This window comes from Motilimonas sp. E26, from assembly GCF_021278025.1.
GTDB lineage: Bacteria > Pseudomonadota > Gammaproteobacteria > Enterobacterales > CBDFNC01 > Motilimonas.
This window is the reverse complement of sequence record NZ_JAIBHJ010000001.1, coordinates 129405-155407: the sequence shown is the minus strand read 5'-3', so window position 1 is coordinate 155407 and position 26003 is coordinate 129405. Positions and strand designations below refer to the sequence as shown.

General features: G+C 45.6%; 14 protein-coding genes and 1 CRISPR repeat array. Of the genes, 9 read left to right on the top strand and 5 right to left on the bottom strand.

The annotated features are described in order from the left end of the window. Positions 1 to 43: 43 nt before the first annotated feature. Positions 44 to 2472: direct repeats of the CRISPR family, unit length 28 nt; unit sequence GTTCACTGCCACGCAGGCAGCTTAGAAA. Between the two features lie 256 nt (positions 2473 to 2728). The 5 genes from K1M91_RS00625 to K1M91_RS00605 form a co-directional block, all read right to left on the bottom strand. Next, a complete protein-coding gene (locus K1M91_RS00625) occupies positions 2729 to 3484 on the bottom strand; it encodes a chitosanase (RefSeq protein ID WP_232799619.1) in 756 nt (251 codons plus the stop codon). Further along, positions 3481 to 4482 (bottom strand): alpha/beta hydrolase, encoded by a 1002-nt coding sequence (locus K1M91_RS00620; protein WP_232799618.1) that lies wholly within the window; start codon positions 4480 to 4482, stop codon positions 3481 to 3483. Before K1M91_RS00620 ends, K1M91_RS00625 begins: the two co-directional genes overlap by 4 nt. A gap of 190 nt (positions 4483 to 4672) precedes the next feature. Then, positions 4673 to 6046, bottom strand: coding sequence for an isochorismatase family cysteine hydrolase (locus K1M91_RS00615; protein WP_232799617.1), 1374 nt, complete (start codon positions 6044 to 6046; stop codon positions 4673 to 4675). A gap of 93 nt (positions 6047 to 6139) precedes the next feature. Continuing rightward, a complete protein-coding gene (locus tag K1M91_RS00610; RefSeq protein WP_232799616.1) occupies positions 6140 to 7378 on the bottom strand; it encodes an AraC family transcriptional regulator in 1239 nt (412 codons plus the stop codon). A 409-nt stretch (positions 7379 to 7787) separates the two neighbouring features. Further along, entirely contained in the window at positions 7788 to 8921 is a 1134-nt protein-coding gene (locus K1M91_RS00605; RefSeq protein ID WP_232799615.1) for a PQQ-dependent sugar dehydrogenase, read from the bottom strand. A 310-nt stretch (positions 8922 to 9231) separates the two neighbouring features. Between K1M91_RS00605 and K1M91_RS00600 the strand changes: the two genes are divergently transcribed. The 9 genes from K1M91_RS00600 (at position 9232) to K1M91_RS00560 (ending at position 25986) form a co-directional block, all read left to right on the top strand. Next, the gene (locus tag K1M91_RS00600; protein ID WP_232799614.1) at positions 9232 to 10149 is read left to right on the top strand and encodes a carbohydrate-binding protein; all 918 of its coding nucleotides are present in this window, start codon (positions 9232 to 9234) and stop codon (positions 10147 to 10149) included. A gap of 205 nt (positions 10150 to 10354) precedes the next feature. Continuing rightward, the gene (creB, locus tag K1M91_RS00595) at positions 10355 to 11050 is read left to right on the top strand and encodes a two-component system response regulator CreB (protein WP_232799613.1); all 696 of its coding nucleotides are present in this window, start codon (positions 10355 to 10357) and stop codon (positions 11048 to 11050) included. 2 nt (positions 11051 to 11052) lie between these two features. Continuing rightward, positions 11053 to 12498: a two-component system sensor histidine kinase CreC gene (gene creC / locus K1M91_RS00590; protein ID WP_232799612.1), complete on the top strand. Its 1446-nt coding sequence runs from the start codon at positions 11053 to 11055 to the stop codon at positions 12496 to 12498. Positions 12499 to 12599: 101 nt separating this feature from the next. Further along, positions 12600 to 14024: a cell envelope integrity protein CreD gene (creD, locus tag K1M91_RS00585; protein WP_232799611.1), complete on the top strand. Its 1425-nt coding sequence runs from the start codon at positions 12600 to 12602 to the stop codon at positions 14022 to 14024. Between the two features lie 237 nt (positions 14025 to 14261). Then, entirely contained in the window at positions 14262 to 14708 is a 447-nt protein-coding gene (locus K1M91_RS00580; protein WP_232799610.1) for a hypothetical protein, read from the top strand. A gap of 14 nt (positions 14709 to 14722) precedes the next feature. Beyond that, on the top strand, positions 14723 to 17590 hold the full coding sequence (locus K1M91_RS00575; protein ID WP_232799609.1) for a DUF4132 domain-containing protein: 2868 nt from the start codon (positions 14723 to 14725) through the stop codon (positions 17588 to 17590). 14 nt (positions 17591 to 17604) lie between these two features. After that, positions 17605 to 18723 (top strand): hypothetical protein, encoded by a 1119-nt coding sequence (locus K1M91_RS00570; protein WP_232799608.1) that lies wholly within the window; start codon positions 17605 to 17607, stop codon positions 18721 to 18723. An 896-nt stretch (positions 18724 to 19619) separates the two neighbouring features. Further along, entirely contained in the window at positions 19620 to 23588 is a 3969-nt protein-coding gene (locus K1M91_RS00565; RefSeq protein WP_232799607.1) for a hybrid sensor histidine kinase/response regulator transcription factor, read from the top strand. A 343-nt stretch (positions 23589 to 23931) separates the two neighbouring features. Continuing rightward, on the top strand, positions 23932 to 25986 hold the full coding sequence (locus tag K1M91_RS00560) for a M4 family metallopeptidase (RefSeq protein WP_232799606.1): 2055 nt from the start codon (positions 23932 to 23934) through the stop codon (positions 25984 to 25986). The last annotated feature ends 17 nt before the right edge of the window (positions 25987 to 26003 follow it).

The window sequence follows — 26003 nt, the reverse complement described above, 5'->3', positions numbered from 1 at the left end:
CAGCTTAGAAAGAAAAGTTGCTGCGTATTCGTCAGCGGGTAGAGTTCACTGCCACGCAGGCAGCTTAGAAAGTTGGTCTTATATTCTTTGTGTCGAAAGGTACGTTCACTGCCACGCAGGCAGCTTAGAAATCGTTATAAACTAACTTTAACTTCTGATGGCTGTTCACTGCCACGCAGGCAGCTTAGAAATACCCGAACCAAAATCGAAAGAAACTCCTGTAGTTCACTGCCACGCAGGCAGCTTAGAAAGCAGCCGGAAATACAAAAATAATCTGCGAAAAGTTCACTGCCACGCAGGCAGCTTAGAAATGCGAGTGGGCATTTCATCACCGCAACCGTGAGTTCACTGCCACGCAGGCAGCTTAGAAAATAAAACAAAACAGTGAGCTATAGAAAAAACCGTTCACTGCCACGCAGGCAGCTTAGAAAAATTGCGGATAGTTTTCAGCCGTGATTTCAATGTTCACTGCCACGCAGGCAGCTTAGAAATTCTGGCGTTTTTTCTTTTTCGATTTTTGAATGTTCACTGCCACGCAGGCAGCTTAGAAAACAATCAACTACCAGTTGCCGCACAATAGACCGTTCACTGCCACGCAGGCAGCTTAGAAATGCTCCGACGTAGCATTTACAGCATCAATAACGTTCACTGCCACGCAGGCAGCTTAGAAATTCTTTAGCTTTGCCAAGTGTGCGCGCTGCTGGTTCACTGCCACGCAGGCAGCTTAGAAAGCCATGGTAAGATGTTGTTGATGCTTTGACGTGTTCACTGCCACGCAGGCAGCTTAGAAACAAAAGAAAAAAAGGTTTCTTTCGAACAGTTTGTTCACTGCCACGCAGGCAGCTTAGAAATGACGAGAGGCTTTTAATGAGCGATTACGAAAGTTCACTGCCACGCAGGCAGCTTAGAAATGTTTAAGTTATCGTTCATGCAATATTGATAGGTTCACTGCCACGCAGGCAGCTTAGAAATTATAAACAATCTGGGCCATGTCGACTATTTCGTTCACTGCCACGCAGGCAGCTTAGAAATTTTTTGCTGCTTCGTATCGTTGGTTTCTGCTGTTCACTGCCACGCAGGCAGCTTAGAAACCAAACATCAATACGATGATATACAACACTTAGTTCACTGCCACGCAGGCAGCTTAGAAAAATAGTCAGCTCTTTTGCTAATACTCTGATAGGTTCACTGCCACGCAGGCAGCTTAGAAATGCCTGAGTCGTCAACGCTAATCGAATACGCTGTTCACTGCCACGCAGGCAGCTTAGAAATAGGAAATTAAGCACGAAACGGGTTATGTAACGTTCACTGCCACGCAGGCAGCTTAGAAATAAATCAGCAAACTGATTCATGGCTTTGGCACGTTCACTGCCACGCAGGCAGCTTAGTAAAGAAAGCTTTGACTTTTGATGCCGCCTGGAAAGGTTCACTGCCACGCAGGCAGCTTAGAAAACTGGCTTATCGAAGGCTCAGCTTCAAAATCTGTTCACTGCCACGCAGGCAGCTTAGAAATAACCTAATGAATTCTAGTGCTGTTTGCTTTCGTTCACTGCCACGCAGGCAGCTTAGAAATCTCCGGCTGCCGTGTCAGGCTCAGGTACAGAGTTCACTGCCACGCAGGCAGCTTAGAAATTACATCGTAACTCGCGAAGTCACCAGCCTTGGTTCACTGCCACGCAGGCAGCTTAGAAATGCTGGCTTCGTTGCTGCGCCTGCGGTTTCATGTTCACTGCCACGCAGGCAGCTTAGAAACCAGAAGAAGCTGAACAATTAAAACAACCATTGTTCACTGCCACGCAGGCAGCTTAGAAAGTTCGGCAATATGACAAGCTCTAAGCCTTCATGTTCACTGCCACGCAGGCAGCTTAGAAATGAATGCAGCGCATCGGCTGAAAGCTGTAAAAGTTCACTGCCACGCAGGCAGCTTAGAAACAGCGAACGCCAAGCGTTTTTGCTGCGCGAAAGTTCACTGCCACGCAGGCAGCTTAGAAAAGAACGCAACTGCTGTACACGATAGACTTGTAGTTCACTGCCACGCAGGCAGCTTAGAAAATTCGGCGGCGTGCTTGGCAAGCTAACCGATTGTTCACTGCCACGCAGGCAGCTTAGAAAATCTCGACAGTCGGCGCAACACCCTCATCATTGTTCACTGCCACGCAGGCAGCTTAGAAAATAATGTGTCCTTATTATTTCTGAATACCATTGTTCACTGCCACGCAGGCAGCTTAGAAAAACAGCAATATGCACGCCATTTCGTTGTGGTGGTTCACTGCCGCACAGGCAGCTTAGAAATCTGGCAATGCCACTAGATTAAAACCGTTGTAGTTCACTGCCGCACAGGCAGCTTAGAAAAAAAGCGAGAGCGATAGGGTCACTTTTGGTAGGTTCACTGCCGCACAGGCAGCTTAGAAAGCTGGGATCAAGCATCAAATTATCCCTATTACGTTCACTGCCGCACAGGCAGCTTAGAAAGTGTTTTGAACGCTTTGAACTTCTTGCGTGACGTTCACTTAGTTGTGAGTTAGATGACTTGTGGGGAGTTTGCTTGGCACATTTTACGGTTGCCTGCTGCTCAGGAGTTTGTGATGTTCGCTGAGCAAGCTCATCTCCAACAGAGAGGAGGGGTGAATGTAGCGGGAAGTAGCGGCCCTGCCATTGGCAAGGCCGTCATGGGATAAAGAATGGCGCAGTTGCTACGGCCATGGCTGGCGCCATCGCATAGTGGGGGCTAGTTGATGGTGACACCATGGGCGGTGATGGGCAGTTGGTCTAGGTGCCAGTTGTTTTGTGTGATCAACTGTTGCAGGCAGAGTGTGCGATAGCTGCTGGTGCGCAATAACGGGTTGCTATGCCCACTTAGCCAAGCATGTCGGGTTTGGGTGTATTGGCTGATCCATTCCCGCTCGTTACCTTGCTGCGTTGGTGTGGTGGCAGCAAAGCGTTTACGCAAAAAGGCTAAGATATGGCCTGAGTGAATGTATGAGTCATAAATCACCAGTTGGCTTAACGCTAGCTTGAAGCCTTCACGTTTGGCCCAGTGGTAGGCAGGTTGCCAGTAGTAGCGATCAAACAATTGATCTTGGCATTGGCGCATTATGGGGTCGTGCTTTCCAGCTTTAACTAAATACTGTTTAAAGTGTGTATCTTGATGCAGTGGGTGGCGTTGTATTTGCTGTAAGTAGGGTTGTAGTTGCTCGGCCCAGCGCCCTTGCTGATCACAATAGAGTTTGAGTAGGGTGATCAGATGGCCTTGTTCGGTGACTTGACTGCGACCATAGCTGATTTGTTGGCTGCCTTGTTTGCCGTCAGCGTGTACGGCTAAGGCATGGTATTCGCCCTGTTTTTGGCCGGTTTCAAACACATTAACGATTTGGCAAATGCGCTGCTTATTGGCTTGCGTTAGCGACACTGCGTTAAGTGGGCTATTGGTCGGCTTAGCTTGGCGCAACGTGATGGTCTTACTGGGGTTGTAATGTAGGCTCATGCTATTTCGACCTCACTGATTTGGTGATGGTGCTGGGTATTGGCATCGACTCGCCCTGTTACTATGGTGTTATACAAGTGGTTGAACACGGCACCGGGGCTGGCGTTATTTTGGTCGATAAAATAGCTGTGGCCCTTGGGAAAGTCATAAAGTGTGTTGATGTCGTCACAATCTATGCTGTAAACATTATTGGCAACGGCTTCAAGATGCTCTGGGCCGCTGTGGCCAAGGCGGCGTGAGGCGATACCATTGACTAAGTTAGACACTTTGCTGGCGCGCAGGGCGAGATCATCACTGGCATAATACACGCTAACATTGCGCGCAGCTTGGCTGATCAGTCGCCCGGGTTGATTGGGCTCTAAGGTTTGATTGTTGAGATCGGCGGCCATTAAAAACACATGACGAAATAACAAGGGAACGCCGCTGGGTAAGTAATCATGTTGCCATTTGAATAAGGTCTCACGCAGCACGCGATTGCCCATTGAGTGAGCTAAAACATTGATGCGCTTTAGGCAAGGGGCGTCTACTTGTGCATTTTGTTGTTGCCAGCCGAGTAGTTTTTGCAGTGCGCGCGCAAACGAGGTGCCACTGGTATCGGCGGATTTTTGGTCGTCCCAATAGTCTTTCACTATGCCTAGATCGTTATCACAAGGCCAGATGATGGGGATCACTTGCACTAAGTTGGCTTGCTGACTGTCAAAATAAGCTTGTAGCTGAGCAGCGCGGGGAAACACGTCTGGCTCGGGTTGATTGCTAAAGCCGTGAACGTAAAACAGTAATTGCTGATAGGGGCTATGTTTTAATTGCGCCATAAAAGCAAGAGAGCCCAATTCTTGATATTGATTTTGGCTGTTACGTTGGCAATAGAATACCTCACAGCTGGGGGCATTACAGTGGGGATCAAAGTTAAAGGTTCGTGGTAAGCGCGCGCTTTTTGAACGGCTAGCGGGGTGTATATTGGTGATAAAAAGCATGGTTAAGCCTAAGGTTAAAGTCATTAAACCTAGTCAATTAAATGCACTTTAATAACTTTTTTGTCATTAGTGTGCACTGCGATACTTTTAACCGAGAAAAATAGGGGATAAATCGCATTTTTTAGTGAGCTATCGCAGCATAGCTGCTCCCACAGGGCGGCGAGGTTGAATGTAGCAGAATGACGGCCTTGCCATTGGCAAGGCCGTCATAGGGTTAAAATTGGCGCACTCTAGGTAGCAGCTCTGGCAGTAGTTGGTCGATATTGCCATACAAGTAGTAATGGGCCTCAGTTTCAGCTGGCGACAAGTCAAGATAGTAGATGGCCTCGGTAATTTCATAACCCAACGATTTATAGGTGGCAGGTATTGCGCCTAAGCTATATACCTTATCGAGGTAGTTAATGGGGTCTACTTGTTTACCCATTAGATTATCTTCCATGATGACGGGTACGATCCCCGCCTCAATTAACTTAGTGGTTGCGCCAATTAATTCACTTTTAGACACTACGCCTGAAATGATGGCTTGTGTTTTTCCTTCTGCCTGCATGCCCGTTATAGCTTGATTGATATTTCGCACGTTTTGCAAATTATCGGGTTGGACTAGGTTCACGCTATAGGGTTTGTTGTTACCGGATATATGAAACGTTGCTACACCCATGGCTGGCGCCATCACATAGCTGGTGTATTCGCTCCATTGGCGCATGCGGTAGTCGACAGCCGATTTATTGTCATGCTCTGCTTTACTGATGCTCACTTCGTCTTGGTTAAAATGCAGCGTTGCCATTTGCTGGCGATCAGCTTGAAACAAGTTGTAGCGCGGCTTGACATTGTAGCGCGGGCTTAAGGTTAACTTGTCGTCACCATTGATGGCGGCGATAAGTTGGTCTGTTTTGGCTAATTTTACCCCGGCTTGTTGTAAGCGTTTAAAGGTTGGCCGAGTATAAAGCTCGGAAGAAAACACTGCGTCACTGGCCAGGTATACGTCAAAGCCCATTTTGCGTAGCCCTAGTACTGTTTGCATCACACACACATCGGTTTCGGCGCCAGCTACAATGATTTGATGAATACCTTGCTCCCTTAGCTTTTGCATGCCCGCTTTAACGTCTTGCTCTGTGGTCGAGTTAAAGTAAGCTTTATAGTAGCGTTTGGTATTTACGGGTAATTCTTGTTCTACCTTGGTAATAAAAGGGGAATGGTCTTCAGGGAAGCCTTCATAAGTTATTTGCGTGGTTAAACTTTTACTGGCTGCGGCTTTGGTTAGCGCAACAATATTGTCAATTTGCTGATCGGTTTGATAGTAATTGTTTTCAGGGGGTTTTGGCATATCGGGGTAGTAAATATTTACCCAATAATCAGGCGAATTGGGTATGTAGCCTTGTTGGGCGTCAATCACCAATAAAGCGGTATTATGACGTTTGAAGTCAGCAAATACGTCTGTTTTCACGTAGTGTAATTGCTGGCTGTTGCTGTGCTTGTCTGTGATTTTTTGCGCGTTGCTAACGTGATCTGTGCTAGCACTGTGGGCTGAGGTAATCACACTTCCAGACAGTAATGCACTGCAGATCAATGTATAGGTTTGGTTTTTCATATTTTCTCCTTGAACGATAAGTAAATCCATTTCGCGAAAATATGATGAATAAAAACAACAACTAAGGCGTTCAGTCTTATAAAACTGTACCTTTTACTTAAAACAAGTTTGCTCCACATCACATTTATTATGGTTTTTTTGCTTACGGTAAGAAGAGGGAGTGACTCCGGTTTCTTTTTTAAATACCGCATTAAAGGTTGCTTTGCTGCTAAATCCATTGGCAAGGGCAATTTCTAAAATGGTTTGCTGTTGCAATTGGGCATCCAACAACTGCGCTTTGATAGCCTTAATTCGATATTTGTTTACAAAATCTGAAAAGTGACTCTGGTAATGGTCGTTTACTACTTGGCTAACATAGTGGGGCGCAATGCCTATTTCGTCTGCCACTTCGGCCAGTGATAAGCGCGACCTTTTAAAAGCGCCTTGTGACATTAAGTTATCCAGTTGTGTGGCAATTAATATCTGTTGGTCTTGATCTAGCCGTGTGTGTTGATACTTCTCTTTCGTTGCAACGGGCTGCTCGGTGGGTGTTGTTAATGTGCTGTATTGGGGCGGGGGGATTATCGCCGTTTGCCTCTCTAACTCGTTTAATGTGTTTGGCTGCAGTGGCTGTTTTTGTTCCGCTGTTGGTTTTAGTTGAAGATATGACAGGCTTAACCAGGCCAGAAAATTTACCCACAGCACGGCTGGTAAGTAGCTGGTCAGAAAAACCAGCGGCAGCGATAAAGGAAGCCACTCCATACCAAATATAACGGCGCACCACATTGCTAAATGAACCAATAGCATGGACATAAGCCAGCGATAAATAATTGCTTGCACTTGGTTTCGTCGCCAAATTAAGTAGGCCAGCGCGAGCAAAACATAAGCATAAGGATGCCACAATAAACCGCCTAACCACTGAATGGTTTCTGGACTATAACTGACCCATTCGCCAGCAGAGAGGTAGTTGTTTATTCGTTCCATGCGCGTTGCACTTGGCATCGACAGCGCTTCGGGCAGGGTTAGTGCTACGTAGCCAGCAGCGGGTAAAAAGTGCAATAAATGCCATTTTGATAGCGGCTTGTTGGAGGTTAGCTTCAAGATCCAAAGCAATAACAGGGGTCCATAGGTAATATCGAACGAGAACCAATAACCAAACCATTGTGTCCAACTGGGCAAAACACCAAGATAGAGCAGGCCTTTGCTTGCGATTTCTAGGCTAAAAAAACCAAGCCATGCCGCTAAGTAATATTGCTGTTGACGAAAGATAGAAAACGCAGAAAAAGCGGATTGTATTGCCCCCATAAAAATGAGTGTGCATACCACCGCCCCTGCACTGATTGATTCATCCATAAACTAACCAGGTTACATTCAGAGGAAGCTGATTATTTGTGCCTTTATGCTTGCCTGCAATCATAATAGGGCGAGGGTGTGATCTCAGTTGGGTGATTGGCTTGTAATGCACGCTGGCATTAAACAGGGTTGGTTAGAAGTTCAACTTAAATGAGCACAAGTAACATTAGATTGTTACGCGCGCTGCTTCGCGGCTTAAAAGCCGCTCCTACCAAGTTAAGCAATGTTGTGGCGGTATTTATACCGCGAATAGTGCGCGCGCTGCTTAGTGGCTTAAAAGCCGCTACTTGTATGTTGAACTTGTTGATTCGTTTTTTTGGTAGGACCGGAGCTTGCTCAGGGAATGTGTGATATTCGCAGAGCAAGCTCAGCTTCTACGTGGGATGTTTAAAGCTGACCCGCTTGGCTGTTAACGCGTTAGCTGATACAAATTACCGCTGTCAGTAACAAAATAGATGTCGCCTGCAGGGCTGGTTTCGATGTCTCTAATACGCTCGTTTAAATCTTCCAAGAGGCGTTGTTCATCTACTGCCTCTCCGGCTTGGTTAAGTGTGACCACGTTAATGTGCATGAGTTTGAGCGCGCCAGCGAGTAGTTTGCCATTAAGCTCAGGAAATTTGTCACCGCGATATAGCACTAAGCTGCCGGGGGCGATGGAGGGCACATACACTTTAACGGGTGATTCTATGCCTTGTTTCTCTTTGGCTTCTCCCACGCTGATGGGGCCCCAGTATTCTTGGCCGTGTGAGGTGATGGGCCAGCCGTAGTTAGCACCTTTTTTGATCAGGTTTATTTCGTCACCGCCGCGAGGGCCGTGTTCAATCGACCAGAGCTGGTTGGTTTTGTTATCAAAAAATAGCCCTTGTGGATTGCGATGGCCGTAGCTCCAAATTTCGTTGCGTACTTTGTTGTTATTGAGAAACGGGTTGTCTGACGGCACTTGGCCGGAGGGGGTTAAGCGTAAAATGCTGCCAGCGTGGGTTTGGGTGTTTTGGCCGTTGTCACGCACGCCGCGATCGCCTATTGAAAAATACACGCTGTTGTTGTCAAAGGTAATTCGGCTGCCAAAGTGGCGTCCGGTGTCGCTGCGTGATTGGGTTACTAGTATGTCTTGCCAGTGGTTGAGTTTGCCGTTTTCATATATAGCGGATGCGAGGGCAGTGGCTCCTTGGCCGTTGATGTCTTTGCTGTAGGTAAAGTACAAGGTGTTTTCAGCAAAAGGCGAGTTAGCAATATCGAGTAAGCCACCTTGGCCTTTTACTGACACGTTAGGCACTTGAAATAAGGTTTGATGTTGGCCGGTTTTGAGGTTGAGTTGTTTAATTGCCCCGCCGCGCTCGGTGATGAGTAGGGTGCTTTCGTTTATGTAGGTGACTCCCCAAGGCAGAGTAAGGCCATCTGCCACTTTTTTCGCCTGCCAAGCGTGTGCGTTATTGGTGGTTAGAGTAGTAAGTATGATGGCGCTTGTTAAGAAATATATTAGGCGCAGGGTTTTGCTAGCTGGCAATGATTTCGCTAAGGGGAATGCGCGGGAGAAAGTCATAAATCCACCTGTTTTATGTTAGTTAATAGTAACCATATCATTTGGTTAAAATAGTGCAATTTATGCCGGACAGATATTGCCGCATAAAACAACAGGTAGGAGATGTATTTATACCGCGAATGCCGCGTAATAAATATGCAAATGAGCTTAGGCTTAGCAATCAAAAATAGCGTTTTACCAGTACTGGTAGACGCTATTTTGTTGGCCCTTTTCGCAGTTCTTGCACTTGCTGTTTCATTGATAATTTCTTTACCTATACTGCTAAGTAGGCTGACATGGGGTTAGCCGTTTAGCTATTAAGGAAGATAGAATGAAAACACGTTTATGTGTCGGCATGGTCGCGCTACTTTGCGCAGGTTATGCGCAAGCCACTTGTGGCCCAATAATGGTAAGCCCTGCGCCAACGTTACCAGGGTTAGTGGTGGACCAACCATTAGTCGATGTATCTGCGCCGGCGTGGCAAGCCGATGAGGTATATCAAAAAGGCGACATTGTTTTACACACCGATGGGTTATACCAAGCGCGCTGGTGGACGCAAAATGAAGTGCCAGGGCCAACGTGGGCGAGTTGGGAGCTATTAACTCGTGAGAATGCACAGTGGCGAAGTAGTGCGGTTTATAACCAAGGCGATACGGTGTTACATAATGGTAAGCTTTATCAAGCGCAATATTGGACCCAAGGGCAAGTGCCGAGTGACGGCGGGCCATGGCTAGAAACGCAAACCAGTAAGAAATTGCTGGCTGCTAACTTTATTCAAGAAAGCTACGATTGCGGTGCGCCGCCACAAATGAATCCGGATGGCAGCTACTACTACACCCGCAATTATCTTCGCAGCATTAGTTTGGCGACCGAAATGACCGATGAAGTGATTTTTGACACAGTCCGTTTTTCACCAAATGGTGCGGGTAAGATTGAGCTGATCACGGCTGTGATCGATGGTCAAACCTGTAAAGGCCAAGCGGCTTGTAATGCGCTGCTAAATGGTGAGGAGAAACAAGTAAGCTACTATTCCATTGCCACTAAGTCTTGGTCTAAAACTTATGGCAGTGTGATGCCAACGCCGACTCCGATCCCAACACCAATACCAAATTTTGAACAGGTTGAAGCAATTGATGAGCTTGAATCTCTTTCTATGATGCCACCCACTTTAGAGCCAACACCTATGCCAGAAATTGTGCTGGTTTGTAATGATCAGGATATTTGTCGTCAGGTTATTGTTAACCTGTAAACAGTTTCCGATGGAAGGTTCCCTGAGCAAGCTCAGGTCCTACAGATATTTCGGGTGTAATGTTCGGTAGGAGACGAGCTTGCTCGGCGAAGGATAGCGATTCCCTGAGCAAGCTCAACTCTTACAGGCGTTAATATTTGTACTTACTGTTCATATCTGCTAAATATCAACCCCATCAATAATATTGAAATGTAATAGGTTTTCCATGAAGGTGCTGGTAGTTGAAGATGAACAGGCCATTGCAGATAACATCGTTTATTCCCTTAAACTTGAGGGCTTTGCGCCGCAGCACTGCATGCTAGGCAACGACGCTTTGAGCTTGTTAAAACAGCAACCTTTTGACTTAATGATTTTGGATGTTGGCTTACCAGATATTAATGGTTTTGAAGTGTGTAAGTTGGTGCGCCAATTCAGCGAACTGCCGATCATCTTTTTAACCGCTCGCGATCATGAGATTGATCGTGTAGTAGGCCTAGAGATTGGCGGCGATGATTACGTGACTAAGCCTTTTAGTCCGCGTGAGCTGGTGGCAAGAGTGAAGGTGATTTTAAAGCGCGTTGGGCCAGCGCAGCCAGTGCCAGTAGCGCATAAACAAGAAGGCGTTTTACTATGCGATGAAGTTAAAAAACAATGGCGATATTACGGTGAGCCCCTTGATTTAACGCGTTATGAATATGGCCTATTGGCGACTTTGTTTAGTCAGCCGGAGCGGGTATTTAGCCGCGAGCAATTAATGGCCGAGGTTTGGCCTGATGCTTGTGGCAGTTTTGATCGGGCTGTTGATACTCATATTAAAGGGTTAAGAGCGAAGCTGAAGAAAGTTTCTGATAACGACCCGATAAAAACCCATCGTGGATTAGGTTACAGCCTAGTGCTGCCTGGCTCGTCAGCGGAACGTTAACCATGAAATTGCCCAAAATTAGTTTTCGCTTACGGTTGTTTTTGTTTTTCTTTCTACTGATTGGCGTTGGCTTGTCGCTGCAATTAAACGTGCTGACCAGCGAATTAAAGCCTGGGCTGCGTCAAGCCACCGAAGAAAGCATGGTGGATGCGGCAAATTTGTTTGCTGAAATAGCCACGCCTGAATTTGTGCGCGGTGAGTTAGCAAATGGCGAATTTGATCGCGCCTTTAAAGCGTTTAAGCAACGTGAGCTGAATGCGCAAATTTGGACCAAAGCAAAAACAGAAAGCTTATTAAGGGTATACATTACCGATAGTCGGGGTGTGGTGGTATATCACAGTGAAGGGCGCGATATAGGCAAAAGCTATTATCGCTGGAACGATGTACAGCGTACCTTAAATGGCCAATACGGCGCGCGCAGCACCGAAGCGGTGAAGGGGGATCCGTTAACTTCTGAGATGTATGTGGCGGCGCCTATCTTGGTGGGCGAACAAGTGATAGGTGTGCTGACTTTAGTCAAACCCAATCTCTCATTACAACCTTTTTTAGAGGTCTCGCGGGATAAAGTAGAGCGCTTTGGCATGGTGTTAATCTTACTGGCGGTGTTGTTGGGCTTAGCCGTGAGTTATTGGTTAACGGGATCAATAAGAAAGTTACGCGACTACGCTGTGGCGGTGAGCCAAGGCAAAGAGGCGGTCGCGGTGCCGCAATTTTCTGATATTGAGCTTGAGCACTTGGCTCAGGCGATGGCGCACATGCGGGTGCAATTAGAAGGCAAAAATTACGTTGAACAATACATTCATAGTTTAACCCATGAAATGAAAAGCCCTGTTGCCGCCATCAAAGGGGCTGCTGAGTTGTTAGAGCAGGGATTACCACCGGCTGATCAAGCGCATTTCATTGGTAATATTAAAAATGAAAGTGTGCGCGTTGAAATATTGATTAACCAGCTATTGGCTTTGGCTGCGCTTGAAAACCAGCAGGGGTTGAATAACATCGTTGCAGTTGACTTAGGGCAATTGGCACTAGCTGTGGTTGAACGTTTAGACCTATCACTTAAGGAAAAACAGTTAACGGTTAATATTCAAGGTACAGGCTGTGTAGAAGGTGATGCCTTTTTGTTAGGCCAAGCCATTGAGAATCTCGTGACCAATGCCATTGATTTCAGTCCTGTTGGGGCTGAGATCAGTTTGACCATCGGCGCTAAAAGCGATCACATCTTTTTAAAAGTGGCCGATCAAGGCCCCGGTTTACCGGATTATGCGTTGGCGCGGGTGTTTGAGCGTTTTTATTCTTTACCGCGTCCGCATACAGGGAAGAAGAGCTCGGGCTTGGGCTTAAGCTTTGTTCAGCAAATATGTTATTTACATCAAGCCAAATGCAGTTTAAAAAATGGTGAACAAGGCGCAATCGCGCAGCTAACGTTGCCGTTCACTCAGCCAAAATAGACGTGAATGGCTTGACAATTCACACATAAAACACACAAAAGCCACATCGTTAACACAAATGCCTTGGTTACTCTTTTGCTATATCAAAAGGGAGAGCCAATATGAAATCGATGTTAGGTAAAAAAATCATTTTCTTAGTTTTTAGCGGGTTACTCGCCGCTTTTGCGTTAACCGTGATTGAAGAATTAATTCAAGAGCGATTGCACTATCAAGATCAAGCTAAGCGCAGTGTTGCCCACGCTTGGAGTGGTGAGCAGCAGGTATTTGGGCCGATGCTGGTGGTGCCGCATCATTACCGAGAAGTAAAATCGGTTTGGGACGGCAAGCTTGAAAAGTATATTAATCGCACGGTTGAGCACCGCAGCGTGCTGTACATTATTCCAGAGCATCTTAAGTTAGACTCACAAATGACCACGCAGCAGCGGGCCCGGGGCATATTCTCGTTTCCGGTGTTTACCAGTCAAATGACGTTAGCAGGTGAGTTTGATTTAACCGAATATAACCGTCTTAAAAATATGCCAAATGTATTTAACATTGAAACGCCGTATTTGGCCGTTACTTTATCGGATATGCGCGGCATCAATAACAAGCCCATTTTGAATTGGCAAAGTAGTCAGCGCACCTTTGCCGCAGGCAGTAATTTGAGCTTTAGTCCACAAGGCGTGCACGCACCGTTAGAAAACCTAACGGGCACCCGCGCTAAGTTTGATTTTGAATTAAACCTGCGCGGCATGGATACATTGTGGTTTACGCCTATTGCCAAAGACACCAAAGTGGATTTAGCCGCTTCGTGGCCCCATCCCAATTTTGTCGGCCAGTTTTTACCGACCGAGCGTGAAATCAGTCAACAGCAGTTTCAAGCTAAATGGCAAGTATCGGAATTTAGCAGCAATATCACGCAGGATGTGACGCGTTGCCAAACTGGGGATTGTTCAGGCTTGATGAGCAATCGTTTTGGCGTGAGTTTAAATACGCCAGTAGATATTTATCGTCAATCTATTCGCAGCGCTAAATACGGTTTGTTGTTTGTAGGATTAACCTTTATTAGCTTCTTTGTGTTTGAAGTGCTTAAGCGTTTGCAAATTCACCCGGTGCAATACACCTTAGTGGCGCTGGCGTTATCGGTATTTTATTTATTGTTAATTGCATTGTCTGAACACCTTGGCTTTTTAATGGCTTATGCTCTTGCCACCAGCGCTTGTGTGTTGTTGCTGACCTTTTACGTCGCTTCAATACTGCGTAATGTGAAATGGGGGCTCGGATTTGGCGGCTTTATCGCTCTGTTATATGTGCTGCTTTATGTGATTTTAAGCTCTGAAGACCATGCGTTATTACTTGGCGCGGGATTAGTGTTTGCCGCCCTTGTTTTAGTCATGGCTGCCACCCGTCATTTAGATTGGTATCAAGTAAGTAATTGGGCCAGCGAAAAAGCCAAAGCGCAGCTGTATCGCGCCAAGCAAGAAGAGCAATGGGCAGATGACCTATTAGATGAGCCTGAAGCCCCAATCAGCCAGTCGAAAGACTAGCCACTGAGGGGGCTTTTTCGCAGCATGATTGCTGCTCCTACCGGGTGCGGCTCACCGGGTAGGAGCAGAATTTATTCTGCGAATAAAGCACGAGCCAGGTGGGGGATGAACTACCTGTTTCACTTTGATCAAATCCACCTCACAAAAATGTACGTTAACCAAGAAAAAATAACCCTCTCTAACTGATTGTTTGTTTTACTGGCGCAATACCAATATTAAATAGTTAAAAGTCTCGCTATGTTACATGTCAATATTTCTGTTCTAGTGTTTGGTCACGAGCCCAACTATATTCCGGTCCCCGATGTTTCGTTGCAATTAACCCAAACCGGCATTAGTGCCAGTGAGTTAATTCGCTTAACGGTGGTTAAGCAAATAAGCGCAATGACGGCCGCGCAAAATCAGCCTGAATCGATTGCTGAGAGCGTGCAGCACCAATACTTGCACCCTGATGACGTCGAGCAAATGCAAGCCGAAGGCAAAATTGCTTTAGCTAAGCCCCTTACCACGTCAACACCTGTCATCAATGTTGAACAAGAAGCGGCGAAAGCCATCACGGCATTTCGTAATAAACGCTTCAAAATCTTTATCGACGGTGAAGAAGTCCACGACGTAGATCAACTTTGTCAGCTACACAATGATTCAAACATTAAATTTTTACGCTTGATCCCGCTGGTTGGCGGCTAACTAGGAGAGATAAAATGGAAAATTGGCGCCCAGCACACCAGCAGGTGTTTAATGCCGTTAGCGAACTTTTGACTGACGTAAACAATATTCGAGACCTGAAAGATGATTTTTCAGGCCTATTTGAAGGCAGGAATAACAAGCCAGAGTCGCAGTGCGAAATTGAACAGTATGTTACTCAACTAACGAAAAAATTAGGCGATAATGCATCAAGTCAATTAGCTGAATATTTATTGCACCCGGCGGAGCATTATATTGAAAGCAACTGGAAAAATATGGACGGCTTTATTGCTGATATTGCCAGCTTGCTTGCCGTGTATTATTTTGCGGAACATCCAGATGAGAGCCTAACCCAAGGGGTGATTAAACGTTTATTTTGGATCTTAGAGGCTTACTCTGAAGGCACTGAAATAGCACCAAATTTATACTACAGTGAAGCGGATGTTTTGCAGCGTTACTGTTTTCCCAACAGTTATGACTGTGTACGTTTTCTACTATTGATGCAAGAAACCCCTGCGATTAATCAAGCATTAAAAGTGGCTTTTTCAGGGCAGCATAACCGAATAATTGCACGTAAAGAAAGTGATTATGCTTACGAAAGTCGTAACCGAAGTAGTCACAATTTACTTGGTTCACTTTATAGCGAGTTTGCAGATGTGTGCCAGCGTTTACACAGCAATAATCAGTTTGATTATGATTGGTTTAAACAGGCGGTATTAGTTCACCCTGAGTTAGTGCGCAGCTATTGGCTTGAGCCTGATATTGATGAAGTTAAAGCAGATAGTGCGTTCTCCAGCGAATTTATCAAAGCCTATTCCACGTATTTAAAGCAGCTGGTGGAAGAATTAGATCCTATTGAAAATGGTTATGCGCTATCGAGTATTTTTGATTATTCACAAACGGCGGGTATTTCATGGTTGAAAAAAGGGTTGGGGCTAATTGAACTGATTGGCATCAAAGCTAAAGATCTAAAAAATGCCTATTACAGTGATGATGTATCGAAAGCGGCTTACTATTTAATCCGTTGCCCTGGTTTGCGTAAAGATGAAACTCAAGCGCAATTAATTGCCATGTTAGATGAGTTTAAAGAAGCCACCTTATTAACAGCGCTACCTTATGCAGGCTTTGCCCGTGATGCCATTTTGATCGCGCTAGGTTGGCAGTCTCTTTTACCCGTGCAAAAAATGCTATTTCATTGGGGCAAAGGAAATCCAGCAACGTTAGATAGTTGCAGAGACGTTTGTAATTCAACCAGCACAAATTCCGGCGTGATCGATAGAAGTGCCGCCAGTGAGGTGTTGGCGGCCGCCGACGATAAGGCATTAAAAAAATATATTAAAGCGATGAACGCATCGAGTATCGATCTGAAGAATTATCTGGTGCTATTAACCGCTGTTAAAGGTTGGGACAAGGATAAACTTGAGAAGAAGTTGGTACGCCATCACCAAATAGGCATTAAAGCCTATGGCTTGTATGCCGTTGAGGATGAAGCTGAATTAAAAGCGCGTTATCTTAAATTTAAACAAATGCACAAAGAAGCGACGCAATATGGCGCGGAGCGTCAAGCGAATACTCAAGCTGCAGTGAAAGCGGGCTTGAAAAATTTAGCGCAGTCGGCCGGATACAGCGATGAAATTCGCATGGAATGGGCATTAGAAGCGGACATTGCTGATGACATGGTGGCGTTTAACCAAGAGCATGAAGCAGAAGATTGGACTGTCAGCTTAGTGATGGCAGGACTCAAAGCTAAGATAGTGGTGAAAAAAGCCGGCAAGGCCCTAAAGTCAGTGCCGCCAAAAGTGCGTAAAACGCAGATTTATCAGGCCATGCGTGCCGCGCAAGATAACGTGCGAAGCCAAGCCAGCCGATTTAAAAATACCTTAGAAGAAATGATGTGTCAGCGCGATACCATCAGCGCCGATGAGCTAGCAACCTTAAGTCGCTTGCCTGTGGTGAAAGGCATGTTAAGCCAGTTGATTTTAAAATCGGGTACCGGTTTTGGTTTTTTCAATGGCACTACGGATACATTAACGGGTTTATCAGGGGAAGCGGTGGCCATTGTTGATGAGCCGGTGATTGCCCATGTGTATGATTTATTAAAAGCGAATATTTTACCGCAAAGCCAACAGGCCGTGGTTTCACAGCGATTAGTTCAACCTTTTAAGCAAGCGTTTCGTGAGCTCTACGTGGTGACGCCCGCTGAAATTGAAGCCAAGCATGACTCGATGCGTTTTGCCGGTCATGTGGTTGATGGCGCGATTGCTAGTCGGTTATTCCAAGGTAGAAACTGGACTCAATATGGTGGTGATTGGGTCGAGGTTTTTAAACGTTTTCCGAAACAGCAATGTTATGCCCAAGTGGAATTTCCCGAGTCACGCCACTATTTGGCTGAAGATGATGGCCCGATGGATGTGATTTACTTTAAACGCGGCAATGACAAGCTGTTACTTGAAGATGTTGAGCCGGTCGTGTTCTCTGAAGTGATGCGAGATATTGATCTTGTTGCATCGGTCGCGCAGCTGGACGATGAGAATGGCCGTTGGTCTACAGAAAGTGCGCAGCGCCGCGGCGAGTTAGTATTAAACCTGATCCAAGATTTAGGCTTGAAACAAGTTCGTTGTGAAGACAACTATGCCTATATTGACGGTAAGCTAGCTCAATATCGAGTGCACCTTGGTACGGGGGTGATCCATATTCAACCAGGCAACTACTTATGTATCGTGCCAGAAGGACAAGCGAGTGAGGATTTATATCTGCCATTTGCCGATGTCGATAAACGCATGGCAGAAATTATCAGTAAGATATTTTTACTGATCAGCGATGACCAGATCAAAGATGAAACCATTCTAAGTCAAATTAATCAATGCGCCGCGCAAAGCGCGTAAGTAAGGAGAGCAAAATGGCAGAGTTACATTCAAATTTATATTTTAAACACCCAGAGCCAGAGCAACATAAAAAGTTGGTGGCGTTGCTCACCTTACATGATCTTAATGCTGGTCAAAATCAAGATGATATTGACCAGCAATTTATACACTTAGCGGCTGACATTAACCCAGAAAAGGGCGCCGAGTTAGCAACTGATCTGCTCAATTACGTAACGAATGAGCTTTACAGTGAGTTTGGCTCTGAGAGCGTAGGGGAAATTGCGGGCTATTTTACCTCCCATTGGGTCGGAGGTTCATCGGGTGATGAAATTCAATATGGTTTGGTTAGCTTTTTACATCATCTTTGCCCTGAGATACATGTGTTGTCTTGGGGCTGTGGCGATGATGATCCTTGGGAATTTTGGTTCTTTGTTCACGATGGCCAGGTAATGCGGTTTGATGACTGCCCATTTGAAGGGGAGGACACTATTTTATTGGGCACTATCTATCGGCTTTGGCACCAAGGCTTACCCAAGCAAATTCGTGAAGGTTTTTTGTATGACGCTGACTATGCCGATGAGGTTGAGCATGACGAATACCAAATGGTGTCGGAGATGCGCTACCAAGAATGGTTGTCGGAATTAGGTCAAGACGATGAGTACGACGAAGATGCACCTTATGAAGAAGCTGAAATTGAGCAAGTTGGCCCTGAATTAGACGATGTTGCTTTAGAGGGCTTACGTGCCATTTGCGTGGGCTTGTCGCAAGAAGCCAGTATTGAAGAGACTTTGCTGGTGCTGAGCAAAGCCAGCCAATGTTTAGTGGAATTAGAAAGCCAATATCAGTCGGGTTATGAAATGGCACCTGAGAATCCGCAAGATTTCTTAGAATTTTATCCGCAATATAGCGATGCCATTGCGATGGAGCCATTAAACACTCACTTAGCAACTTACTTAAAACAAGTTGTCTCAAAGTTAGAGCAAGGTAACTTACTCGGTACTTTGATTTTGCAACATGATGAAGTGTTAGATTTTATTTGCGTATTGGGGCCTGTGTTAGAAGAAGGCGCGGAGCTGCTAGAAGGAGCCATTGAAAGTTATGATGATTTTCTGGTTTGGAAAGACTTTTTGGTATTGATGATGGAAGCAGAGTGAGTTAATTACTAGTTTTCGCGGTATAAATACCGCTCCTACAGGGCCTGATGCGTGGCGCAGTAGGAAAATTTATTCTGTGAATAATAACTAGTTTTCGCGGTATAAATACCGTTCCTACAGGGCCTGATGCGTGGCGTAGTAGGAGAATTTATTCTGCGAATAATCACTAGCTTTCGCGGTATAAATACCGTTCCTACAGGGCCTGATACGTGGCGTAGTAGCAGAATTTATTCTGCGAATAATCACTAGATTTCGCTGTATAAATACCGTTCCTACTGGGCCTGATGCGTGGCGCAGGAGCAGAATTTATTCTGCGAATAATCACTAGTTTTCGCGGTATAAATACCGCTCCTACAGGGCCTGATGCGTGGCGCAGTAGGAGAGTTTATTCTGCGAATAATCACTAGATTTCGCGGTATAAATACCGTTCCTACAGGGCCTGATGCGTGGCGCAGTAGGAGAGTTTATTCTGCGAATAATCACTAGTTTTCGCGGTATAAATACCGCTCCTACGGGGCCTGATTCGAGGCGTAGGAGCAGAATTTATTCTGCGAATAATCACTAGATTTCGCGGTGTAAATACCGTTCCTACTGGGCCTGATGCGTGGCGCAGTAGGAGAATTTATTCTGCGAATAATCACTAGTTTTCGCGGTATAAATACCGTTCCTACAGGGCCTGATGCGTGGTGTAGGAGCAGAATTTATTCTGCGAGCAAAGCGTATGCAATATTGCAGTATTTCTGCTGCTTCAGCCGAGTTCGAACTCACTTAGATCCCAATAAAGCATTTCAGTTATTGCGCCGTTCCTTAACAATCAATTAACATACAATGTTCTATATCTCAGCAGGATACTAGTGTTATCCATGGTGAAATAAGCGATCTCAAGGATGAGACAGATGTATCAAGCCAAATTCGCCTTTATTGTATTCATGTTATTGTTTACAAAGCAAATTCATAGCGCGCCTCATTATAGCTTTGCCAATGTGTCATTAAATCAAGGCTTAACCCAAGCCAGTGTTAATGCCATGGTGCAAGACGATAGCGGCTTTTTGTGGTTTGCCACGCAAGAAGGGGTGAATCGTTTTGATGGCCACCGCTTTGAATCGATTCCCGCTGGCGTGTTATCAAGCCAGTTTGTTCTGCGTTTAGCGAGGGGGAGCGACGGTCATTTATGGATATTAACAACCAATGGCCTTGATATTTACGATCCAACGACACAATCTGTGGTTCGCAGTTTCACTCCTGAGCAGTTAACGGGCAGCCATGCTGGCTATCTCATTCGCAGCATTCTTATCGATGGTGAGCGCGCCTATTTAGCGGGCAGGGGCGGCGTGTATCGGGTTTCTGAAAGGGGTGATGTCGCCAACATTTCTGTTGACTCTGATCTCAACAAACACAACCTTGATGTGCATAGCCTCACAAAAGATGGACACAATACCCTTTGGACAGCGACCAACAAAGGGCTTTATTACTCACAGGCACAGAGCAACGATTTTGAACTTTTTACCAGTGAAGCCATCAATGCTGAGCTTGATGCCACGTGCCTTACTGCGACCAATACAGTGGTATGGGTTTGTAGTGCTGATGGAATTTATGAGATTAATAGTCAAACGCATGAGGTGCGCTATTTCTCTAATCAAACACTGGCGTTAACCGATCCCGTGCAAATCTTGTTTGAAGATTCAGCAGGGCTGATTTGGCTGGGCTCAAAAGCAGGCCTTTATCAGGCTGATTTTGTCAAACAACGAGCCTATCCTATTAGCCTAGGTCAGGGCTTCTCTGAGGTGTTCGTTAGTGCGATTTTTGAGGATAAGGTTGGTAATCTATGGATTGGCAGCCAACTTCATGGTGCGTTCAAATTATCGAACACTGCGCGATATTTTAATTTAATTGACAAAAATGATGGCTTATTAGGCAGCTCTGTCATGGCCTTGAGCAAAGATAAATACAATCAGATACAAAGCTTTACCGCAAACGGTGCTTATAATTTGGTGTCTCAAGATGGCAAGTTGATCGATAAAAAAATATTGACGAAAATGAATGGCAATAAGCTTGGCGTCATCGTTCACTCCTTATCTTTTAATGAGAAAACCTGGTTAGCTGGTGATTTTGGTGTTGCTACTTTTTCACCTCAATCTAGCCAGCTTGAGCCTTATTCGTTTGACCACTTTGATCAGATGAATAGAGGGCGCTTTGTCAGTGAATTAATGCTATTCAATGACGCACTCTGGGCACTATCGTTTGAGTCTGGTCTATTAAAATACGATCAGTCTAGCGATCGGTTCTCGCCATTCAAGCCGGATAATTGGCCGAGTCATCAGCCCTTTTTAGCTAAGGTGACCAGCGCCGCGCAAAACCAAGAGAAAGTCTGGTTGACCACAGTGGATAATCAACTTATTGAGATGGATAAAATAAATTTTCAACTCACTGAGCTAACGGCAAATGGTGCCTTAGTATTTGACGGCGTTTATGATCATATTGTGGATCAATCTGGCAACGCTTTGTGGCTTGCTAGTCGTTCAGGGGTTATCCGTTTTGATTTGAATACTCAAGCGTTTCAATTGATAAAGGAGCCCAGCGGCTTTGATCAAGGGCGGGCCGCCTATTCGGTTTTTGAGGACGCTAAAGGCGGTATTTGGAGTAACGCTGGGTCGACCTTGTTGCATATTGATCCCGACAGTTTGCAAGTAAGACGTTTTTCATTAGCTCACGGCATGGCTATTCAAGAATTTAACGCTAAGGCGAGTCTTGCCCTGACCGACGGGCGTTTTTATCTGGCCGGTATAAATGGTTTGTTAAAGATTGATCCTGCGCTAGTTAATTTAGCGCAGCAGGCCAGTGCTGCACGAGTCACTCATATAGAAGTCAAACAGGCGACAACCATACGCAGTGATGAATCGTCTTGGGTGGCGGTGCCGTTTCGATATGAACAAAGACTTAACCTAGTGCAAGATTCGGCCATCAGATTACATTTTGCCGATTTCTCATTTAACCCCGACACACGCTTTCGCTATAAAATGCAAGGCATAGATAATAGCTGGAACTATACCGAGCCCGGTCAGCATTCGGTCACTTATCATCAATTGCCGCCAGGGCGTCACACTTTTTTTATTGAAAGTGAAAACGCGAACGGTGTGTGGCTGGGGCAACAAAAGCTGATGCTAGCGGTACCGGCTTATTTTTACCAAACACTTTGGTTTACCTTGCTGTTGGGGTTGCTGCTGATAATGCTTGGCGTAGTGATTGCGCGCTCTAGAGCGCGATATTTACAGCGTCAGAATTATAAGCTTGAGGGCAAAGTACAAGAGCGTACCCATGAAATAAAAGCCATGCTGGATCAGCGGGTTCGCTTGTTTGCTAATGTATCCCATGAGTTTCGCACACCTTTGACGCTTATTCTGGGGCCGTTAACGTCGGCTCTATCCGACAAGGCATCCTCTGCTATCACTCCAACTCAGTGGGCAGTAATAGAGAGAAACGCGCGTCGCTTACTGTTAATGACAGATAAACTGCTTAAATTGACCCAAACTGGGCTTAGAGAGGCCTCTGCAGTCACGCCGCTTGACCCGGTGATCAAGCATATTAAGCTGCAGTATCAAGATTTAGCACAGCACCAACAAGTTGATATTTGCCTATCGGGACAGGCGGGTTATTGGGTGGCGGCCAGCGCGGATGAGTTACAACTCATTATTCAAAATGTCATCAGTAACGGCATTAAATATAACCGTCCCGGTGGTCATGTTAACGTTAAGTGGCATGGAGACAATGGCCAGTTGATCATAACGGTTGAAGACGATGGTTATGGCATTGATGAGGCTGATTTAGGCCATATTTTTGAACCTTTTTATCGAGAACAACAGCGGCGACATCCCGATATAACAGGCACCGGATTAGGCTTAGCCTTAGTTAAGGAAACTTTGCTTGCGATAGGCGGCGACATAACAGTGGAATCAACCTCTGCTCACGGTAGCGTCTTTTTGATCCGTTTACCCCTCGCGCGCGCTAGGGAAATTGTTGAGCCTTGTTTTGACTTTCCGTCCGTAACAGAGCCCTTGCGACCCGTTACACGTTCACAGACTAATGCAATGAATACTGCCACGGGCATAGACGACATTTTGTTGATTGTTGAGGATAATATTGAGCTGTCAGATTACTTGGTGTCGGTATTTTGTGACCACTACCAATGCTTGGTGGCCAGTGATGGCCAGCAAGCATTGGCGATAGCCACTGATGCAATTCCAAATGTGATCCTATGTGACTGGCAGATCCCAAGTTTAACCGGGCTGGAAGTTTGTGATGCGATTCGTGACAATGATAAAACCTGCCATATTCCATTTCTATTAGTGACCGCTAAGGTCGATGATGACTCACGAAGGATGGCGCTAGTACATCAAGTGACGGATTTTATCACCAAGCCATTTGATATTGATGAGCTTAAATTAAAAGTAGATAACTTAAATGCGCTTACCCATGGTTTCTCCGCTGATAAAAGTGAGCGCGCGGGTCCCATAGGCATCAGTCATGGCCTTAAAGGCAAAGACCAAGAGTTTATGAATAAACTTGAGCATATTTTTAAGCAGCATTTTCATGATAGTGATTTCAGTGTTGTGCAATGTGCCGAGCAAATGTTTATGAGCAGTAAGCAGTTGCAGCGCAAAATTAAAGGCTTGCTAGGGGTAACGCCGAGTGAAATGCTACGGGAATATCGGTTACTGCAGTCCAATGAAATTCTACGCTCTGGTATTGCTATATCGGAAGTGGCGTTAATGTGTGGCTTTAGTTCGCAAAGTTATTTTACAACCCTTTATAAGGCTCGCTTTGGCGTCACACCGAAAAAATATCAGGATCAAGTCGAGCGAGTATAACAAGCTGGTTGGTGCCATTTACGTTCGCTAAATTGTTACCCGATTTTTATTAAGCTTATGAAATTTAACTATAAAAAAATCATCTCTCAGTTTCGGCCTATGTTGAATGGTAACCATTCAGTTTGCTGAAATCAGCCATTTGTGATGGACATAGTCCAGCTAGTTGGCAGAAAAATGACAAATGTAGCCAGAGCGTTGTATATGACATCTTGTCGTTTAGTTTCAAAAAAACGTCTTTTATCTGAAATAAATGGTTGTGCGCTTTATCTACTCTAAATGGGCTTAAAAGAACGAGGACGTTCTGGTTGAGCACTCATTAGAATTGATAAAGGAAGACATGATAATGTTTAAATTGAAAGGAAGCGTCATTGCAGTCGCCGCTGCATTAATAGCCAGCCCTGCTTTTTCAGCAGAAGTAGTGGAATTGAACCTAGACGACGTAAATAGTCTTGGTATCGTAGGTGGCCCTCAAGCACTGAGTTTAGGCATACTTGCTGAGCCAGATGGGTTGAGCGTGGCTGAGCAAAGTAATAGCGCGCAACACGGCGAACTGCATCAGACGTTGCAACAATATTACCAAGGTGTCCCGATCCTCGGTGGTGATATTGTATTGCTTAAAAATGAGCAAACGGAAAAATACACTTATGTAGCAGGTAGCGTGCTTAAAAATATTGAGGACGATGTAAAATCGGTCAAACCTCTCATCAGTGTTCGGGATATTGATGGCTTAGCGAAACAGATTATCGCGCGTGATGAAGGCACCTCTCTTGATCGAGTAAAACAAGAGCAGCCAACCCAGCTTTATATTTACGCCAGTGAGTCGGGTAAAGCGCACTTAGCTTACTTATTCTTTGGCTTTGTTGATGTCAATGCCGTTAAAGCACCAGTGTTGATCATGGATGCCAATACTGGGGAGGTATTGGAGCAATATAATAATATTCCCCATGCTAAAGCGACGGGTGAGGGTGGCAATGAAAGACGCGGTTTAATCAGTTATGGTCAAGGTGAGTGGGATCATCTGAGCGTTACGAAATCAGGCAATCGCTGTACCTTGGAAAACCAAGATGTGCGCGTAGTCAATCTAAACAATCGTGCTGATTACACGACTATATCTCCGGCTTACCCATACAACTGTGTTGATTCTGATAACCGTTTTGTTGAAGCGGATGTGAATGGCGCTTACGGCGTGGGCAGTGAAGCTTTGTACAATGGTACTAAACATGTACAAATGTTTCGTGATTGGTATGCCACGGCGGCGTTACCTTCTAAGTTGATAATGCGCGTGCATTATGGCAATACAGACAAAGACGCCAATAATGCTTTTTGGTATCAGGGCAAAATGAGTTTTGGTGATGGCGGCTCACGCTTTCATCCGTTTACCAGTGTGTCTGTGGTGGGCCATGAAGTTGCCCACGGCTTTACAGAAAACCACTCAGGTTTAGTTTATAGAAACCAATCAGGTGGGCTGAATGAATCATTTTCTGACATGGCGGGCATGGCATTAAAGGAATACATTTATGGCCGTGCTGATTTCATTATGGGTAATGAAATCTATAAAAATTCGGGCTTTATGCGCAGCATGAAAAACCCGACTTCTGATGGTCGCTCGATTGATCATGTATCAAGATACACCACTGGTATGGATCCTCACCATTCGTCAGGTGTGTTTAACAAGGTGTTTTACAACTTAGCGACTACGCCCGGTTGGAATGTGAGATATGCCTTTGAAGTGTTCTTACGTGCCAATGAGCGTCGTTTATGGACCTCTAACGCAACTTATCAGCAAGCGGGCGATGGCGCTTGTCGTGCGGCTGCCGATTTAGGTTGGGACGGTAATGACATTGCGGCTGCCCTTAGTGATGTTGGTTTGTCATCAAGCTATTGTCGCGCTGGTAACAAACCCGTGGGCGGCGTGACGCCAACGGTTGCGCCTACAGTCGCGCCAACCGTTACACCCACAACGGAGCCGACGATAGCACCGACGCCTGATCCGTTACCTGGCGGCGCTTGGAACAGCCAAAAAGTTTATCTTGCGGGTGATAAAGTGTCACACAAAGGCAAACAGTATGTGTCACTGTGGTGGAACCAAGGCCAAGAGCCAGGGACAGCACAATGGGGACCTTGGGATTTAGTGGATGGCGGCACAGTGCCTGAGCCAACGCCGCAACCTACCGTTGCCCCAACGGTAGCACCTACAGTTGAGCCAAGTGTTACGCCAACCAATGAGCCGGGTGAAGGTTGTAGCGGTGTTGGCGCTTGGAGCGCGAATCAGTCTTATTCACTAGGCGATGAAGTGGTTTATTCAGACAATCGGTACGAGGCAATTTGGTGGAGTACCAATGTCGTTCCTACCGCTAGTTCAGCTTGGAATATTTGGAAAAAATTAGGCGGCTGTTAATCTGCTTAATGAATGAT